We start from the raw sequence: 17,408 nt of genomic DNA on the forward strand, positions 1-17,408 counted from the left end.
TACGGGTATTGATTAAACCTGAATTTAAGCACGGACGCAATCGTTTCTCGACAAGAATCGTGATGATCCGTGCATCACCGTGATGCGATTAAAGCAAATCGCGCACGTCAACAAAATGTCCTGCAATCGCCGCTGCCGCGGCCATGCTTGGCCCTACTAAATGGGTGCGGCCGTCTTTGCCTTGTCGTCCTTCAAAATTACGGTTAGACGTAGAAGCACAGCGTTCGCCCGGTGACAATTGATCCGCATTCATGCCCAAGCACATCGAACAGCCCGGCTCGCGCCATTCAAAGCCTGCATCACGGAATACCTGATCTAAGCCTTCGGCTTCTGCTTGTTGTTTAATTAAACCAGACCCCGGCACAACCAAAGCCAGTTTAATCGTATCAGCCACCCGCCGTCCACGCACCACATCGGCAGCAGCGCGTAAATCTTCTAAACGGGAATTCGTACAAGAGCCAATAAAAACTTTATCCACCATAATATCAGTTATCGCCATATCGGGCGTTAATCCCATGTACGTCAAGGCACGTTGAATGGATGCGGCGGCGATGGGATCGGCAATGGTGGCGGGATTGGGTACGCGCCCATTGATTCCTGTGACCATTTCTGGCGACGTTCCCCACGTCACTTGTGGTACAAGAGATTGGGCATCGAAACGCACCACTTGATCGAAATGCGCGCCCGGATCGCTGTGTAATTCTTTCCATGCGCTAAGGGCTTGTTGCCATTGTTGTCCTTTGGGGGCGTAAGGGCGATCTTTGACATACGCCAATGTGACATCATCAACCGCAACCATACCCGCCCGTGCGCCTGCTTCAATGGCCATATTGCAGAGTGTCATGCGCCCTTCCATACTCAAGCCACTAATGGCTTTTCCTGCAAATTCAAGCGCATATCCTGTTCCACCTGCGGTACCAATTTGGCCGATAATGGCTAAAATTAAGTCTTTGGCGGTGACTCCTGCGGATAATTCTCCGTCCACTTGAATACACATATTGCCTGATTTTTTTTGTACAAGGCATTGGGTGGCCAGCACATGTTCTACTTCTGATGTGCCGATGCCGAAGGCTAACGCGCCGAATGCGCCATGGGTCGAGGTGTGCGAATCGCCACATACCACGGTCATGCCGGGCAAAGTCGCGCCTTGTTCGGGTCCAATGACATGTACAATGCCTTGACGAATGTCATTCATGGCAAACAAGGGGATATTGTACGAGGTGCAGTTATTCACCAACGTTTGTACTTGTAAACGCGAAACAGGATCGACAATGGCATCGATTCCCGCCGTGCGGTCGGGTGTGGTGGGGACATTGTGATCTGGCACGGCTAAATTAGCCGATAATCGCCATGGTTGACGTTGTGCCAGTCTAAGCCCATCAAAAGCCTGCGGAGAGGTGACTTCGTGCAGTAAATGGCGATCAATATAAAGTAAAGCCGCGCCATTTTCATCGGTGCGCACCACGTGGGCATCCCATAATTTATCGTATAAAGTTCTGGCAGACATCGTTTGATTCCCTAATTTTTCTGGATTTTGCTGGGTCTGAAAACGCCCATTTTAACCTGAATGGGAGGGAGACAGGGTTTTTTTTGGAGGGGATGAGGGGGGATTTTTTGGTCAATGTCTTTTTACCGTTGACAAGTGATAGGCAGAGTGATAGCGTTTCGTTTTACGAAACAGGACGAGTTTAAACTGTAAAAAAGATGAATTACCGAGGTATTCGATGGCAAGACGGAGACGACAACCTATTTTTGAATTGACGCGATTGGTTATGGTGTTTGTTGTAGGGACTTTTTTTATTTGGTTGTTATTGACCATCAATAAAACATCCATACGGGAAGCAGAAAAAATACGAAGAACGTACTCTAACCCCAGCATCTCGTCTGGAAAACCTCATGCAGCTAAAAATACAGATTCTGCAAACGTAGCGCAGGTGTATAAGTGCATAAATCTTGATGGAAGTGTAATATTCAGTGACAGAGTTTGTAGAGCCAATGAAATCCAAGAACAGTTTCAATATGCTAACCCCAAACTTTTAAGTATTCCACAACATTCTCGCTTACTGGATAATACGGAAAAATAACCGCAGGCAATAAAAAAAGCGGTTATACCCCCTATTAGGTGTCTTTGCGGTGTAGAATACCCTGCAATATGCCTATCTATGAAACTATGCTTTTTTTACGATGGTTTTTGTCGCTGCTATTTTTCTGTCAGCATATAAAACGACCTCTTTTATAACTAACTTTTGAATAGCAGAAATAAAAGTTTCCATTATTGCGTAATTGGGTTGTGCGTTTTGTGTTGGGAGTGAAACCTTGTCCGTTTGAATTTTTCTATTGCTAATACTATCGCCCCAAGAATATTTATGCCCCAAACTTTTATTAATACATGTTGCTAAATATAATTGGTTTAATTTGCTTTTGTATTTTTCATCTTTTAAATACAAAACCAAATTATGGCTATCGTTTGAATAAAAGTCTTTTTCTTGATAGGTGACAACAAAAGTTTTACCTCCAATAAAAACACAATTCCCTTTGTCTAACTGTTTTTGATCATAAGAAATATAAGAACTCACCGCATTATTTTCTGCACTTGCGCACAAATAAGGAGTTGTTCCGCTGTTTTCAACAATATCTTTTGATAAAATGTTTCTAGTATTTTTTACATCAAAAACATCAATGACATTAAACTTTTCAAATTTCAAATTTTCAAAATCCTCTAAAGCCTGTTGTTCTTCGGCTGTTAAGGTGTAATCTTTTAATCCAGTCGCTAATAAATACGCTTCCAGCTCCGCTAGTCGCTCCGCTTCCAGTTCCGCTATACGTTCCATTTCCAGCTCTGCTATACCAAAATTAAGTCATTCATAAAATTTTTCTGTCAGAATCAGAATTTACAGAATTTTAGGATTTTCAGAATTAAAAAATAAAAAATCTGTTTAAAATAAACGATTTGCAAGAATAAATTTTGAAAATTCTTGTGTCTGTAAATTCTGATTCTGACAAAATAAGGATTCTACGAACCCTATCTTTTTGGTATATAAAACTTTCCATAAAATCAAAATCTATTTTGTTGTTTTTTGTGGGGAGGTGGATTTTTTGGCTTTCAATTATTTTTACATCAAAACTTGAAGTTCCCCAAGAAAAAGAACTAAATGCTTTTGACATTGCTAAAACAAAAAATTGAGCATTTTTTTTGTTAAACCTTTTGTCTTTTGATTTCAAGATTTTTATTTTATCACCCGTGAAATAGGGCTTTTCTTGATAGAACATTGTAGCCGTATCTTGCCCAAATGAAATCGTATTTCCTTCGTTCAGAAAATTCTCATCTTCGTTTATAAAACCTTTTTGACCATTATTTGACCCTATTCTAACAACATAGGGAAATTTTCCGTTATCTAAAATTTCAACTTTGTTCGCATCAAATCTTTTTTTGTAAGAATGGACCTCAAACAAATCACCAATTTTAAACTCCCCCCACTCAACATTTTTCAATTTCTCGTTAAGTGGGGAATCTATTTTCCCAAACTATCATTTCCTTTTAATAAATTAGAAACTTCCCACGCTAAATAATCACTGACCGTTTTCTTAAAATCTTGCAAAGTCGGTTTTGTGTCAATTGGGGCGGTTTGATTCCAATCTGCGCCATTTTTTGGATCAATTGTGTTTTCATAATATTCTTTTTCAGTAAAAATACTCAGTTTGTTTTTACCAAAACGCACTAAATTAACTAATTCTTCATAACGTTCTTTAGCTTGGTCAGTGTCTTTTAAGTTATTGCTGGCTTTTTTACGATTCGTGCGCGTATAACCATCATTTGAGAAATCAATAAACCTCACGATTTCGTCTTTTTCATGTTTTTCACCCACTTTAAATACATAAATATTGGTTTGTACGCTCGATTTACCAATAAAAATATCGATTGGCATTTTAATACTGGCTAACAGTGTATGTTTTTCTAAAATCCGCTTATTATAATCTTTGGCTCTTCCTGAACCTGCCGAATTTTGAATAATAATCGCCGCATAGCCTTTATTCATCATGTTTAAGGCGGTTTCCACAAAATTCATGCCGTTACCACTCGCAGAATAAGGCGGATTTAACACAAAGGCAGTCGCGGGGAATTGGTTATCTGTTTTTCCAAAACCATACTTTCCGTCAAAATCTTTGATTGAATCTTTATTTAAAATATTAGAGCTACCATCACCCATCAAAATCATATTGAGAATTGCCAACATATACACACTGGACAGCAACTCCAAACCCAGTAATTGTTCTGCTTTTATTTTTAATTCTTTTTGTCGCAATTCATCAGGTGAATGAATGCTGTTTTTCGCATCAATTAACATTTCATTCATTGCGGCAACTAATAAGCCCGCTGAACCTGCGGCAAAATCCCAAACATAAGAATCTTTATTCACTCGCGCCAATTTGACTAACAGTGTCGCAATATAAGACGGGGTAAGCACCACATCATTTAATTTGTCTTGTGAAAAACCCAGCCAGCTATACATTTCATTAAACAGCTTGCCAGTAAAATCCGTTGTTAAGCCAATCTTATAATAAATGCCCAAATCATCGACAATTTTTGTAAAAACTCGTTTAAGCTGGCTTTCACCGTTTTCAACTTTGTTGATATTTCCAGTTAATAAGGTGTTAGATAAGGTTCTAATAATTAAATCTTTCTTTTCTTGCGGCAAATCTTTTTCGGCTAAAAAAGCACTTATTTTTCTGACAATGATTTCCCCATCAGTATTGCCTTTTTCAGTCGAAGACTTTAAATCTGACTTTTCAAGCGGTGATACTTTGCCAGGAATCCCAATGGTGGCAATAATTGCAGCGGCAACCAGATAAACGCGATCATTTTCACCTAAACCTTTTTCGTTTTGGTAAATATCGTTATTGAGTTTAACTAAACTCGCATCAATTTCTTTTTCGCGTTGTTCTTTGAGTTTATCAATTTCTTCTTGTGATAAATTCAAATCTTCTACTTGCTTAACAAACGCATCAAAATTTTCTTTTTTTAGAAAAGAAAAATCGGAAAATTCCCCAACTTTTTGCCCAACGCCAAAATTGCTTTTTGAAACATAATACACACCAATTTCATGCTGAATTTTTCCCGATTCATCTTTATAACCCGTCATTCCAATCGCAATAATATCGGTGTAGCTGGTATGATGAAGCAAGGCATTTGCATAATGCACCGCACCGTTGACTGCAAAAGAATTAATGTTTTTAAAATGAGGTTCGTTTTTCGCCGTTTTATTTTCAACCTGACCGTTATTATCAAGTTTTACCAGTTTGTCTTTATACCCTTTGTATTCAATCAGAATCGGGTAATAGTTTAAATGCTTATCTTGCAACAACAGTTTTGCATCAGGACGATTGCCACCAACACCACCACTTTTAGAGAAATAATCATCAAGTGCTTTATCAATTTCAGCATTTAACGGTTCTTGCTCTAATTTATAATTGAGCTTGTAAGATTTAAGCCAGCCATTTGCTAATTCTGTAATGTTTGGTTCTATTGATTGTGCCATATTTATTCCTATTTTTAACAAAGTCTAAGGCAGACCCCAAAGCCTGCCCCGACTAACACGACAAACTCCCTCACTCCGACGGCACAGAGTACGCTAACATTCTAGCCAAAGCCTGTTGAGCCTTCTCCCGAAACGAAGCATCAGATAACACTTCTTCAATCACTTTTTTAGATGAAGCAATCGCCTCTTTTAAATCGGCTACTTCTCCTAAATGCAAATAACGCTGTTCTAAAGCCGCACTCAAATTATTATGGCAAAATCCTAAGTTATTCTCATAATGAAGAGAATCAGGTGATATTCTTTCAATCACATCTCTTTGTAAATGAATGGCTTCTTCCAAATGAGCCAAATTTTTCGACAGCAAATAACTCGCTTTTAATCCATAAGAAAGATGGCTAATAAACATATCTAGTCCTGGAAAATCCTCTGGACACTCATAAATGGCTTGTTTAAGAGTGCCTATTGCCTTTTCTAAATCCGCCGCATCGGAGAAATTCTCATAACGGGTAATATAACCTAAACCCAGTTTCTCAAGAAAATGATAGCGCGCATCATCGTCCGTACTTTGTTCAACGGCCTGTTGACAATAAGAAATACACTGTTCCAGATCATCTGGATTTTTTGAATGCAAAAACCGTATTCTCAATAACTCGCCTAGCAAATATAACGCTTCGGGTAATTTATCAGGACCAGCTTTTTCTAGCACTGTGTCATAAAGTGAAATAGCCTTATTTAAATCCGCTATTTTCTTCGTGTGAACATAAGAATCTCCCCATGACAACGCTAAGTTCTCCATCACTTCTCTTATTGCAGACGAATTGGGCGCGATTCTTTCGAATATCTCAATTGACCGCTCATAAGCCTTAATAGCCGCTTTCAAATCAGAAATTTTTCGGAGATTAACAAAACGAACCTTATATATATCGCCCAAATAATCGAAATAGACCGCCAAATCAGGATCATCAGGTTCAGATTTCTGAATCACTTTTTGATAGCACTTAATTATCTCGTCTAAATCAGACAATTCTCCCGAATAGTGAAAATGCTCAAACAGAATTTTAGCCAAACTGGCGTATAAACCGGGAATCTGGTCAGGATAACGACGAGTTGCCTTTTTAATCGCTTGTCGGCACAACGCAATTGCTTTCTCTAAATCACTCTCATCATCTGAATGATGAAAGCGTTCTAAATATCCAAACGCCAAATGCCCTAAACCCGCAGGCAATTCTGGAGAATTATCAGGGATTCTTTGGAAAAAAGCAGAAGCGGTTTTTAAAGAAAATTCTAAGTCTTCAATCTCGTTGGTTAATTCGTAAAGTTCAATGGAAAGTCCCATTGTTCTGCCGAAAGAGTTTAATTGGAATAACTCACTTTGCTTGGGAAAATCACGATGTTCCAGAATTGTCCGCCATAATTCAACGGCTTGAGTCAGCGTGGCTTCACTCTCATCATCCGCATAGGCATTAGAAGTACTTTCTGCTTTTAAGGCGAGAAAAAAGAGAAAATTCTCATCATTTTCATCGATATTGCCGTAATTTTCCAACGTTACATTTTGCATAGCAGCCAATAACTTTGGAGAGCTTTCAAAAATAGCCTGTACTTGGTCATAATCATCGTCTTTTATCGCCTGCATCAGTGATTCTACTGTCGCTTCAGCGCGTTTTTTTCTACCTGCCATTGCTTATTCCTTGTGAAAAATAAAAAAGTGCTGTTACAGCAAAAAACCTTCTGAAAAAATTAGCACAACCCACACTCCTTACAACCAATTGCGAGTTAAGCCTACTAATCACATACGCTTACTCTTTTCAATGTGTTTCAAAAATAACGGATCGCCGCGCAAGAGGTTTTTAAAAAAATTGACCTCATTTTACAAGGTACAACTCCGAAATCAAGATTGGTGAATGATAAAGCCACTTGCTGTTTAAAAGCAACTGGTTGATTTCAATCGAGGCTACCCCTCTGTTTTTTAAATTGCACTCACCACTGCACATATCGCAAATGATTCTGTTATTATTACGCTTAGGTGCATAGCGACTCTGTGAGGTCTGTCTATGCGATTGTAAAAATACGCTCTAATGCTCATGTCAAAAATGTTTATTCTCGCTCGTATTAAAATTATTTTTCCCTTATTAATCCTGTTACCCTTACAAGGTTCATTGTCGGGTTGTGCGTCCTTGTCCACCAGTCCAGACCCTTTAGAACCCTTGAATCGCCGAATTTTTGGCTTCAATCAAGCTGTTGATGAAGTCATTTTGAAACCTTTGGCTGTGACTTATCAAGAATTAACTCCTGAACCCGTTAATCAGGGAATTACCAATTTCTTTAGCAATTTAAGTGAATTATCAGTGATTGCTAATGATTTGTTACAATTTAAGCTTAAACAAGCGGCTTCTGATTCGGGGCGTTTTGTGATTAATACCACTTTGGGTTTACTTGGTTTTTTAGATTTAGCCACGCACTTTGGTTATCCTAAAAATTATGAAGATTTTGGACAAACTTTAGGTTATTGGGGAGTGGGCAGTGGGCCTTATTTGGTATTGCCTCTTTTAGGACCTAGTTCGATACGCGATACGGCTGGACGTGGGGTGGATGGTTTTTTTGATCCGCGCAGTTATGTTGCTGGTAACGATGATGTTGTGTTGCGTTGGCATGTGATTACCAATGGAATCTACGCGGTGGATCAGCGAGCAAGTTTGTTAGAAATTGAAAAAGTCATGAAAACCGCCGCATTAGACCCTTATACGTATATGCGCGATGCGTATTTGCAGCGTCGTGAATATTTGGTCAAAGACGGCAATGTCCCCACGCAAGAAGATGAATTTGATGAATTATTCAGTGATTTGGAATAATATCTGTCTTGTTTTTTTAAGAAACTTTCGCTCAAGTGATTGATATTATCAATATGGTCGATTTTCAAAGACTTGAACACCGCATTGAAGAATTGGTGAATCTTTGCACCCAATTGGCCGATGAAAATCAAGCGTTGCGGGTGCAACAAGCGCAGTGGTTATCGGAGCGGGCATCGCTTTTGGAGAAAAATGCGCTGGCGCGCAGCCGTATTGAAGCGATGATCACGCGCTTAAAAACGATGGAAGACAATGGGGTATGAGCAGCAGTCGCATGGATAAAAGTACAATAAAACCCGTTAATTTGCGTATTTTGGATAAAGATTATGTGATTGCCTGCCCAGAAAACGAATGTGAGACGTTATCGGCTTCGGCGCGCTATTTGACGCAGAAAATTCAAGAAGTCAAAGAAGGCGGTAAAATTGTCAGCATCGAGCGTTTGGTGGTGGTGAGTGCTTTAAATATTATTCATGAATATATGCAATATAAACAACAACGTGAACAAGATATTCACGCTTTAGAACAGCATATCGCGCAGTTGGAAGCAAAAATAGAACTTGCATTAACGCGCATAAAGCAGTAAGGTTATAGGTAACGAAGCCGATTTCTGGCATCCCCCTTGGTGTCGTGCGACGCAGAATCGCTTGAACCTATAAGTAACAATACGGGGACGGGGTTAGGGTGTTGTTGTGCAAGCCTGTTTTGAGCAGGAAGCCTGATATGCTCTTAGACGTTCCCACCTGAACCTTCGGTTCAGCAAACTGGTTGTACGATGCTGTTGTTCTGGGGGGTGCTTTTTCTGTTTAAACGGGGCGATAACCCGTGTTTTGTAGTAAATCAAAGTTGATGATGATATGCCGAGAAGGCAAAAAGAAAGGACAAGGTAAAAAATACCTTGTCCTTTTTTCGTGCTTGTCTGTTAATGTTCTGGGATTGGATGGGGTTCTTTTTTACGGCGCATCCGACGTTGGGAAATAAAATTCACCAATAAGCGATAAAGCAACAACACAGTAAAAACAATCCCCAATCCCATTAAGAATTCTAGTATGGGTTCTTGTGGTTTTTCATTGGCTGTGCTGGGTTCGGTTGTTTGGTTTGTTTCCTCTGTTTTGACCGTTGCAGGCGTTTCTTGCGTTTCAATTACCGCAGGCGTTTCAATAGTCGTTTCCGTCGTTTCTTCAACCACAACGGGCGTTTCTTCTGTCTCAATTACCGCAGGCGTTTCAACAGTCGTTTCCGTCGTTTCTTCAACCACAACGGGCGTTTCTTCTGTCTCAATTACCGCAGGCGTTTCAACAGTCGTTTCGGTCGTTTTTTCAACCACAACAGGCGTTTCTTCTGTCTCAATTACCGCGGGCGTTTCAACAGTTGTTTCCGTCGTTTCTTCAAACACAACAGGCGTTTCTTCTGTCTCAATTACCGCAGGCGTTTCAACAGTCGTTTCACTCGCTTCTTCAACCACAACAGGCGTTTCTTCTGTCTCAATTACCGCAGGCGTTTCAACAATCGCTTCAGTTTTTTCTTCAACCACAACAGGCGTTTCTTCTGTCTCAATTACCGCAGGCGTTTCAACAATCGCTTCAGTTTTTTCTTCAACCACAACAGGTTTTTCTTCTGTCTCAATTACCGCGGGCGTTTCAACGGTCGTTTCACTCGTTGCTTCAACCACAACAGGCGTTTCTTGCGTTTCAATTACCGCAGGCGTTTCAACAGTCGTTTCAGGCGTTTCTTCAACCACAACAGGCGTTTCTTCTGTCTCAACTACAGCAGGCGTTTCAACAGTCGTTTCACTCGTTTCTTCAACCACAACAGGCGTTTCTTGCGTTTCAATTACCGCAGGCGTTTCAACAGTCGCTTCCGTAGTTGTTTCCGTCGTTTCTTCAACCACAACAGGCGTTTCTTCTGTCTCAATTACCGCGGGAGTTTCAACGGTCGTTTCAGTCGTTTCTTCAACCACAGCAACGCGCTTATCTGCTTCGCTAGACAACTGCTCAACAACCGCAGGGGCAATAGCAACATCAGGAGATTCTGGTGAAGATTCCATTTCTGTTTCGGTGGGAGTTTCAACGGGATTTTCTTCGGGGCAAGTGATCAATTTTTGACCTGATTGATGTTGCTTCCACTCCTCTGTTTGCAAGGCAAATTGACGTTCAGCCTCTCTCACGGTAATTAAATCAGATACCGTCTCTTTATTAGGAATCTGTAAAATAGAGCCTCTTTTTAAAGGCGAATTGGCATTACAAGAAATATTAAAGGCTTGGGAATTGGTGTGAAAAATTGCCATCATCATTTGAATTCGAGAAATCGAACGATCTGGCCGCGTTTTTGATGCAATCGTCCACAACACATCTCCATCCTTAATAGGCCCATATGTTTCTTGGGCGTGTGTCAGTGGCGTGAGCAAAAGAGAAAATAGTAAAAATATCAAAAAGTTTCGCATAATCTTTACCCGTTACTAAAAAAAGTGGCTAGAAAAGAACACAAATACGGTTAAAACAGGTAGGCAGGTGGTTTAAACATCCACTGGTAAGGACGATTTTGGTGTAAGTCGCTGTCGATTATACCTGAAAATCAATTTTACGGGGCAGATTTGGATAGATCGCCAATTCAAAAGATCATTTTTACTTTTTCTCGCATCTCAATTTTATTGCGCTTTGTCTGAATCAGAATTGACCAAAATTAAAGAAAAAATAGCAAAAAAAATTCAGTCGTAGAGACACTCACGTGTCTCTACTAAAACCTTAAAAACCTATTACAATAAAACCTGAATCTCCTCTCCCACCACGCGCACGGTATAAGTTTTTAAAGCCACGGTAGCGGGTTCTTCTAAGGCTGCGCCAGTGACCACATCAAAACGGCCACCGTGTAATGAACATTTGACCACATGACCGTGTAAACAGCCTTTGCTCAATGGCGCGTCTTCATGGCTGCATCTTTCATCAACCGCGTAAATCACGCCGTCCACATTTGCCAGTAAAACACGGGCTTTTCCGATTTTAACGCCTAACAACTCACCGGGACGGCAGTTTGCCAATGCAGCCACCGTGACGAATTCGCTCATAACCGCGCTCCTGCGGCCACTAAACGCGCCAAAGCCGCCCCACTGTCTAACACTTGGCGCACTTGCGTCGCAGCCGCATTCAGCGAATCACAACGGCGCAAATGCCACAAACACACCGCACCCGAATAAACTAAAGCGTCATAAGTCGCGCCCGGTTGCCCTTTTAACGCGGCAACCCCGTGTTCTGCGGCTAAACGAGCGATTGCCGCGCTATCTAGCACCGTATTAGAATCTTCTGGGCTTAATTCTTCGGGAACGGGAACAGCGCGTAATTCTTGTTGAATGCCCAAATCCACGGGATCAATATCAATGGATTCCTCCGCGCCACCATTATGATAATAAAAGAATTTACCTGCTTGACGTAAAGAAGGAATCACCCCGCCTTCAATGCCACGCACAATCAATGCAGAATCAAACCCCGAATGACGCGCCAATAAGGCATAAATACGGGGGTAAGGTTTATGGACATAACCTGTAACCAAATGGGTTTTTTCGCGTCCGCGTAAAGGCGCAGTCAACACTTCCACCGTGGTAATGGCCGAACGTTTCACCATTTTGCTGCGTAATTCGGTGAGATCATGCAGCGCAGGACAAAATTGAGATTGATCCACATAAGTCCAACCCAATTCAGGCTCTGCCAAACGTTTGGCGGCTTCGGCCACTGAAAGTTCTACGGGAATGTCTAAACTACGCAAAATCTGCTTATGGGTGACACCGAATTTAGGGCTAACCGTTTCCATGCCATGACACACTGCCGGCACCCCACAAGCCGCTAATACGGCAGGTAAAAATGGAGTCGGCGGCAAAGTGCGATTGTAACCATCATAAGGATCAGCCAAATCAATCACTTCTGGTACATCGGCCGTAACCGTTTCTGTCACATCTCGAATACCTGATAAAATACCGCAATTCTCATCGTCCGTTTCTCGCTTCATGCGCAGCGCAATCAGGAAAATACCGATTTGAATAGGTTCAATGTGTCCTTGCAAAATCGCCCGCATGCCTAAACGCGCTTCTTCTTGCGAAATATTTTTGCTTAACTCAGGCCCCGTAGCGATTCGTTGAATAATAGAACGCATCACTTGTCTGGAATGCGCGATCTCTGAAGCATCACTTATGGTCATTAAAAATCTCCTAATCTCATTAAGACGCTCTGGCAACCAAAGGCACAACTGGATAACCATGTTGTACCCAACTGATAATCCCACCCCGTAAGTTATACAAACGTTTATAACCATGTTGACGCATGAACATACACGCCTGTCCCGAACGCGCCCCACTACGGCAATAAAACACCACATCTCGATCTTTCGGCACGTCTTGAGTGCGCAAAGGTAACACAGTTAAAGGCATCGGCACAGCCCCATCAATCGAAGCTTGTGCCATTTCCTCCGGAGTGCGCACATCAATCAAATACGGCGGATTTTCCCCAGAAAGCCAATTAAACAACTGCTTTGCATCAATATCTTCGTACAACATTTAAACACTAATCTCCATCAACTAAAGAAAAACAAAAACACCATAATCTGCTAAAATGCACAAAATTTTACATCATCCGCATCCACACGCCCAACAGTAAAACTTAACTGGGTTTAATCGTGTGTTGCCGTTGTGTCCAGAGTTGTAAAAATTCATTCAGATGGGGTTTATTTTCTGCCTGTAAAGCAGTTTTAACCCGTTGACATTCTTGGGCATAAGTCTCTGGCGTTAAATGCCCGCGAATTAACTCAAAACGCAAATAAATTAAATAAGTATTTAACACATCTGTTTCACAATAATGTCGAATTTCTTCAATCCCTTGCAGGCCTTTTTCTAAATACGTGTCCCAGACTTTATGTCCGCTCATGCCCATTTTTCCGGGCAAACCCAATAAAATCGCCATTTGTTCCAAAGACACATACGCTCGCGCCTGATAATTCGCCAACATATCCATTAAATCAATATGTCGCTCATGATAACGATTCAAATAATTATTCCAACGAAAATGGCCATCACTGGTATTTTCCGTCGTCCAATACAAAGGTGCAGACACACCATGCAACAATGATCGATAGTGTAACACTGGAAGATCAAACGCCGTCCCGTTCCATGAGACTAAGGTGGGTTTATATTTTTGCAGACCTTCAAAAAAACGGTGAATTAACTCTGGCTCGCTCGATTCGGCCTCGCCCAACGACCACACCTTAAACTGATCGCCACTGCGCAGTACGATAGAAATAGCCACCACCCGTTGTAAATGTAACCGTAAAAATTCACTTTGTCCTTCAGTTTCTTGATAACGGTAATGTGACATGACGCGTGCCACGTCTTCGTCGCTTAATTGTGCCATTTCTAAGGGATCACCGTAGAGTTGTCGGCCGCTGGCCACATCAGGAACGGTTTCTATGTCAAATACAAGTACATTCATCATGTCGTTATTCACCTGAATTTAAGTTAATTTTGCGATGGATGCTGCTATTGTGCAGACTTAATGGAAAAGGCGCAATTCATTAAAACCATTAAAAATCTTTTTTTTACTTCTACTTTAACTTATGACAAATCTTGCCATGCAAATTGTTGCTGATGAAAACATTCCTTATGTGCGCGAAGCCTTTGCGGATTTGGGAGACGTGCGCACGGTGTCGGGGCGGGAACTACACGCCGAACAAGTGATAGATGCGGATGTTTTACTGGTGCGTTCGGTGACGGCGGTGAATCGGGAATTGCTGTCGGGGAGTCGGGTGCGTTTTGTGGGGACAGCCACGATTGGTACGGATCATATTGATGTGGACTGGTTGCGTGCTAATCAGATTGCGTTTGCCAGTGCGCCGGGGTGCAATGCGGTGTCGGCCGCGGAATATGTGATCAGTAGTTTATTGGTCTTGGCACAACAGGATAATTTTCGTTTGACGGATAAAACTGTGGGCATTATCGGTTGTGGTAACGTGGGATCGCGGGTGTATCAACGTTTACAGACATTAGGTGTGACCTGTTTGTGTCACGATCCGCCTCTGGCCGCGCAAAATCCCAAAGATACTCACCGCGTTTGGGTGGATCGCGCCACTGTTTTACAAGCCGATATTCTCACCGTACACGTACCACTGACTTTGAGCGGAGAATATGCCACGGCGCAATTGATTAATACCGATTTTTTAAAAAAAGTTTCTGATCGGGTGATTTTATTCAACACGTCTCGCGGGCGTGTGTTGGACGAAGTCGCTTTGCAACAAGCATGGTTACAGCAAAAACAGCGCGTTGCCGTTTTAGACGTATGGCGCGGTGAACCGCATTTAAATCCGCAAACGGTAGCCTTAGCCCGTTTAGCCACACCACACATTGCGGGTTATAGTTTTGATGGTAAAGTGCGGGGAACGCGCTTATTGGCGGAGGCGATTTATGGGTATTTTGGGCAGTCGTTGCGTTGGCAGGTGAGTTTGCCTGAACCAGCGATTACAGAATTACATTTCTCCGATCACATCAGTGATGAGCAGGCACTCTATTACGCGGCCACGGCTTGTTACGACCCGCGTCGTGATGATGCGGCCTTGCGTCACAGTATAACGCGAGAGGATGCGGGATTGGCTTTTGATCAATTGCGAAAATATTACCCATTGCGCCGCGAGTTTGCCAGTTTACATCTCACCATTCCCACCCATCGACACGCCTTAATTGAACAATTGCGGGGTTTAGGTTTTCGGGTGAATGGGTGGGGGGAAGTGTTGGTATAAAGGGTTTCTTCAAATTTTTCTGTCAGAATCAGAATTTACAGAATTTTAGGATTTTCAGAATTAAAGAATAAAAAACCGATTGAAAATAAACGACTTGCAAGAGTCAATTTTGAAAATTCTTGTGTCTGTAAATTCTGATTCTGACAAATTAAGGATTCTATGAACCCTATCTTTTGGGTATAGCAGGAGGGGAATAACAGGCGGATAGTCCAGATTATTTTCGTTTAGATACTTATTTCACTACTTACCATCAGACAAAACAACCCCAGAACCCACAGGAGGCGTAAGACCAAAATGATTCCAAGCCAAACGGGTGCTGACTCGTCCGCGTGGAGTGCGCATCAAAAAACCCTGTTGCAACAAATAAGGTTCAATCACATCCTCAATCGTTCCCCGCTCATCACCAATCGCCGCAGCCAAACTTTCAATGCCCACAGGGCCACCGTCGAATTTCTGCATCACCGCCAACAACAACTTACGATCCATCAAATCCAAACCATAAGCATCCACATTAAGCAAATCCAACGCCGCTTGTGCAACATTTGCCGTAATTACACCTTGAGCCTTGATTTGGGCATAATCCCGCACCCGTCGCAACAAACGATTAGCAATACGCGGTGTCCCACGAGAGCGTTTAGCCAATTCCATCGCTCCACATTCGTCCATTTCCACATTTAAAATACGTGCCGAACGTGTGACAATACGCGCCAAATCTTCGCTAGAATAAAACTCTAATCGTTGCGTAATGCCAAACCGATCCCGTAAAGGAGAAGTCAATAAACCCGCTCGCGTCGTCGCTCCCACCAAAGTAAAAGGCGGCAAATCTAACTTAATTGACCGCGCTGCCGGGCCTTCTCCGATCAGAATATCCAGTTGATAATCTTCCATAGCTGGATACAAAATTTCCTCAATGACAGGACTTAATCGATGAATTTCGTCAATAAACAGCACATCTCCGCGTTCCAAATTGGTCAACAACGCCGCTAAATCGCCAGCCTTTTCCAACACAGGCCCCGATGTTTGATGTAAATTGGCACCCATTTCTTGTGCGATAATGTGCGCCAACGTGGTTTTACCCAACCCCGGCGGGCCAAAAATCAACACATGGTCTAAGGCCTCATGACGTTGTCGCGCCGCAGGAATAAAAATTTCCATCTGTTCGCGCACTCGCGGCTGCCCTTCATACTCGACAAGAGACTTAGGACGGATTGCCCGATCAAATAGCGGATCGTCACGTTGTGCCTCTGCACTAATCATTCGCTCAGTTTCTACCCCCACAGCCATTTGACTCCTTGCCTATTTTTCACTCAACTCAGGTTATAATAACACCAAATCCCAACCAGTGACGCGATGTCTTACTTGCCTTATGTCCTATATTTTAGAAGCCCTCAAAAAAGCCGAACAAGAACGCAATCTGGGACAAGTTCCCCCTTTAACCCAGTCACAGACTCCTTTGTTCAGTGCGGCTGCCGACACGTTGCCTTTACAACGGGCGACGGCGTGGTTACTTGGCAGTGCGTTACTGATTGCGGTGGGTGCGGGTGCGTTGGGACACTGGTTTGCGCAACAACAACCCACCTCGTCTAAATCCACTCACGCCAATAAAACAGCAACCCAACAAGAACGCCCCGCACCCAATGAAGAAAAAACCACCGCATTAACCCCAACAAAAGCCCTTCCGTCCATTATTATTCCCAGCGAATCGCCCCCAACAAACACCAACCCCTTGGCAAATGTGGCCAGTGTGCGCGACCCCCAAACACCAAAAGAAAAACCAAATATTCCACAAGCCCCCCCCACCGCTCCCCCCGTTGCCAAACCTGCGCCTCCGCCGCAGCCTGTGGCACGAGTGGTGAAACCGACGGAAACGGAAAATGTGCCTGTTGTGGCGACTGCTGCGCTGCCTGAGATACAAAATATACCGTTGTTTCAAGAATTGCCCGCACAAACACAACAACGCTTATCTCCCTTAGTGATCAATATTCACGTTTACGCCGAACAGGCACAACAACGTTTTGTCTTGATTAACGGGCGACGTTTTCGGGAAGGAATGACTTTACAAGCGAATTTAACGCTGTTGCACATTCGCCCCACAGATATTATATTGCGTTATCAAGACCAGCTATTCCGTTTAAATCCTTTGTAAATTCAGAGTGCAGGCATTAAACTGTAATGGCTTATTTGCTTATTTTCCTTAATAGGAATGCAAAGTAACACTTTTTAAAAGCAGAAGTCTCTCCAACCCACAACGGAGTTA

Annotated in this window: 16 protein-coding genes and 1 other RNA gene; 6 read left to right on the top strand and 11 right to left on the bottom strand. The window is 42.4% G+C overall.

Features of this window, described 5'->3' with window-relative positions; genetic code table 11:
* Window positions 1-88: 88 nt before the first annotated feature.
* From leuC to TPSD3_RS12885, 5 genes are all read right to left on the bottom strand, one after another.
* Window positions 89-1,507, bottom strand: coding sequence for a 3-isopropylmalate dehydratase large subunit (gene leuC, locus TPSD3_RS12860; RefSeq protein ID WP_086488923.1), 1,419 nt, complete (start codon window positions 1,505-1,507; stop codon window positions 89-91).
* A 661-nt stretch (window positions 1,508-2,168) separates the two neighbouring features.
* The gene (locus tag TPSD3_RS12870; RefSeq protein WP_086488925.1) at window positions 2,169-2,831 is read right to left on the bottom strand and encodes a restriction endonuclease subunit S; all 663 of its coding nucleotides are present in this window, start codon (window positions 2,829-2,831) and stop codon (window positions 2,169-2,171) included.
* 85 nt (window positions 2,832-2,916) lie between these two features.
* Complete coding sequence (locus tag TPSD3_RS12875; protein WP_217884463.1) at window positions 2,917-3,492, bottom strand: restriction endonuclease subunit S; 576 nt, start codon at window positions 3,490-3,492, stop codon at window positions 2,917-2,919.
* A 20-nt stretch (window positions 3,493-3,512) separates the two neighbouring features.
* Window positions 3,513-5,537 (bottom strand): HsdM family class I SAM-dependent methyltransferase, encoded by a 2,025-nt coding sequence (locus TPSD3_RS12880; RefSeq protein WP_086488927.1) that lies wholly within the window; start codon window positions 5,535-5,537, stop codon window positions 3,513-3,515.
* A gap of 70 nt (window positions 5,538-5,607) precedes the next feature.
* The gene (locus tag TPSD3_RS12885) at window positions 5,608-7,215 is read right to left on the bottom strand and encodes a tetratricopeptide repeat protein (RefSeq protein WP_086488928.1); all 1,608 of its coding nucleotides are present in this window, start codon (window positions 7,213-7,215) and stop codon (window positions 5,608-5,610) included.
* A 403-nt stretch (window positions 7,216-7,618) separates the two neighbouring features.
* Here TPSD3_RS12885 and TPSD3_RS12890 point away from each other — a divergent pair, with 403 nt between their 5' ends.
* From TPSD3_RS12890 to ssrS, 4 genes are all read left to right on the top strand, one after another.
* On the top strand, window positions 7,619-8,386 hold the full coding sequence (locus TPSD3_RS12890) for an MlaA family lipoprotein (RefSeq protein ID WP_086488929.1): 768 nt from the start codon (window positions 7,619-7,621) through the stop codon (window positions 8,384-8,386).
* Window positions 8,387-8,439: 53 nt separating this feature from the next.
* Window positions 8,440-8,646, top strand: coding sequence for a TIGR02449 family protein (locus TPSD3_RS12895; protein WP_086488930.1), 207 nt, complete (start codon window positions 8,440-8,442; stop codon window positions 8,644-8,646).
* The gene (locus TPSD3_RS12900) at window positions 8,643-8,966 is read left to right on the top strand and encodes a cell division protein ZapA (protein WP_086488931.1); all 324 of its coding nucleotides are present in this window, start codon (window positions 8,643-8,645) and stop codon (window positions 8,964-8,966) included. The genes TPSD3_RS12895 and TPSD3_RS12900 overlap by 4 nt, the downstream gene beginning before the upstream one ends.
* 29 nt (window positions 8,967-8,995) lie before the next feature.
* Window positions 8,996-9,177: non-coding RNA, 6S RNA (gene ssrS / locus TPSD3_RS12905), on the top strand.
* A gap of 125 nt (window positions 9,178-9,302) precedes the next feature.
* On the opposite strand, the gene TPSD3_RS12910 is transcribed toward ssrS, so the two are convergent.
* From TPSD3_RS12910 to TPSD3_RS12930, 5 genes are all read right to left on the bottom strand, one after another.
* Window positions 9,303-10,823 (bottom strand): FimV/HubP family polar landmark protein, encoded by a 1,521-nt coding sequence (locus TPSD3_RS12910; RefSeq protein ID WP_086488932.1) that lies wholly within the window; start codon window positions 10,821-10,823, stop codon window positions 9,303-9,305.
* A 312-nt stretch (window positions 10,824-11,135) separates the two neighbouring features.
* Window positions 11,136-11,444 carry a non-heme iron oxygenase ferredoxin subunit gene (locus tag TPSD3_RS12915; protein WP_086488933.1) on the bottom strand — a complete coding sequence of 103 codons (309 nt, stop codon included), beginning with the start codon at window positions 11,442-11,444 and terminating at the stop codon, window positions 11,136-11,138.
* The gene (locus tag TPSD3_RS12920) at window positions 11,441-12,568 is read right to left on the bottom strand and encodes an anthranilate phosphoribosyltransferase (RefSeq protein WP_086488934.1); all 1,128 of its coding nucleotides are present in this window, start codon (window positions 12,566-12,568) and stop codon (window positions 11,441-11,443) included. The genes TPSD3_RS12915 and TPSD3_RS12920 overlap by 4 nt, the downstream gene beginning before the upstream one ends.
* A gap of 19 nt (window positions 12,569-12,587) precedes the next feature.
* A complete protein-coding gene (locus TPSD3_RS12925) occupies window positions 12,588-12,923 on the bottom strand; it encodes a rhodanese-like domain-containing protein (protein WP_086488935.1) in 336 nt (111 codons plus the stop codon).
* Between the two features lie 103 nt (window positions 12,924-13,026).
* Complete coding sequence (locus tag TPSD3_RS12930) at window positions 13,027-13,854, bottom strand: 3'-5' exonuclease (protein ID WP_245391604.1); 828 nt, start codon at window positions 13,852-13,854, stop codon at window positions 13,027-13,029.
* 136 nt (window positions 13,855-13,990) lie between these two features.
* Between TPSD3_RS12930 and TPSD3_RS12935 the strand changes: the two genes are divergently transcribed.
* Entirely contained in the window at window positions 13,991-15,151 is a 1,161-nt protein-coding gene (locus TPSD3_RS12935; RefSeq protein WP_176329871.1) for a 4-phosphoerythronate dehydrogenase, read from the top strand.
* Window positions 15,152-15,391: 240 nt separating this feature from the next.
* Here the strand turns inward: TPSD3_RS12935 and ruvB are convergent, their stop codons facing one another.
* Window positions 15,392-16,408 carry a Holliday junction branch migration DNA helicase RuvB gene (gene ruvB, locus TPSD3_RS12940; RefSeq protein WP_245391631.1) on the bottom strand — a complete coding sequence of 339 codons (1,017 nt, stop codon included), beginning with the start codon at window positions 16,406-16,408 and terminating at the stop codon, window positions 15,392-15,394.
* 109 nt (window positions 16,409-16,517) lie between these two features.
* Between ruvB and TPSD3_RS12945 the strand changes: the two genes are divergently transcribed.
* Entirely contained in the window at window positions 16,518-17,297 is a 780-nt protein-coding gene (locus tag TPSD3_RS12945; RefSeq protein WP_086488938.1) for a general secretion pathway protein GspB, read from the top strand.
* Window positions 17,298-17,408: the final 111 nt, after the last annotated feature.

It is taken from the genome of Thioflexithrix psekupsensis, assembly GCF_002149925.1.
Classification (GTDB): domain Bacteria; phylum Pseudomonadota; class Gammaproteobacteria; order Beggiatoales; family Beggiatoaceae; genus Thioflexithrix; species Thioflexithrix psekupsensis.

Excerpts from the sequence above, each read along its gene's own strand:
- leuC (WP_086488923.1), bottom strand. The coding sequence starts at position 1,507 with ATGTCTGCCAGAACTTTATACGATAAATTATGGGATGCCCACGTGGTG.
- TPSD3_RS12870 (WP_086488925.1), bottom strand. The coding sequence starts at position 2,831 with ATGGAACGTATAGCGGAACTGGAAGCGGAGCGACTAGCGGAGCTGGAA.
- TPSD3_RS12880 (WP_086488927.1), bottom strand. The coding sequence starts at position 5,537 with ATGGCACAATCAATAGAACCAAACATTACAGAATTAGCAAATGGCTGG.
- TPSD3_RS12885 (WP_086488928.1), bottom strand. The coding sequence starts at position 7,215 with ATGGCAGGTAGAAAAAAACGCGCTGAAGCGACAGTAGAATCACTGATG.
- TPSD3_RS12890 (WP_086488929.1), top strand. The coding sequence starts at position 7,619 with ATGTCAAAAATGTTTATTCTCGCTCGTATTAAAATTATTTTTCCCTTA.
- TPSD3_RS12895 (WP_086488930.1), top strand. The coding sequence starts at position 8,440 with ATGGTCGATTTTCAAAGACTTGAACACCGCATTGAAGAATTGGTGAAT.
- TPSD3_RS12900 (WP_086488931.1), top strand. The coding sequence starts at position 8,643 with ATGAGCAGCAGTCGCATGGATAAAAGTACAATAAAACCCGTTAATTTG.
- TPSD3_RS12910 (WP_086488932.1), bottom strand. The coding sequence starts at position 10,823 with ATGCGAAACTTTTTGATATTTTTACTATTTTCTCTTTTGCTCACGCCA.
- TPSD3_RS12915 (WP_086488933.1), bottom strand. The coding sequence starts at position 11,444 with ATGAGCGAATTCGTCACGGTGGCTGCATTGGCAAACTGCCGTCCCGGT.
- TPSD3_RS12920 (WP_086488934.1), bottom strand. The coding sequence starts at position 12,568 with ATGACCATAAGTGATGCTTCAGAGATCGCGCATTCCAGACAAGTGATG.
- TPSD3_RS12925 (WP_086488935.1), bottom strand. The coding sequence starts at position 12,923 with ATGTTGTACGAAGATATTGATGCAAAGCAGTTGTTTAATTGGCTTTCT.
- TPSD3_RS12930 (WP_245391604.1), bottom strand. The coding sequence starts at position 13,854 with ATGATGAATGTACTTGTATTTGACATAGAAACCGTTCCTGATGTGGCC.
- TPSD3_RS12935 (WP_176329871.1), top strand. The coding sequence starts at position 13,991 with ATGCAAATTGTTGCTGATGAAAACATTCCTTATGTGCGCGAAGCCTTT.
- ruvB (WP_245391631.1), bottom strand. The coding sequence starts at position 16,408 with ATGATTAGTGCAGAGGCACAACGTGACGATCCGCTATTTGATCGGGCA.
- TPSD3_RS12945 (WP_086488938.1), top strand. The coding sequence starts at position 16,518 with ATGTCCTATATTTTAGAAGCCCTCAAAAAAGCCGAACAAGAACGCAAT.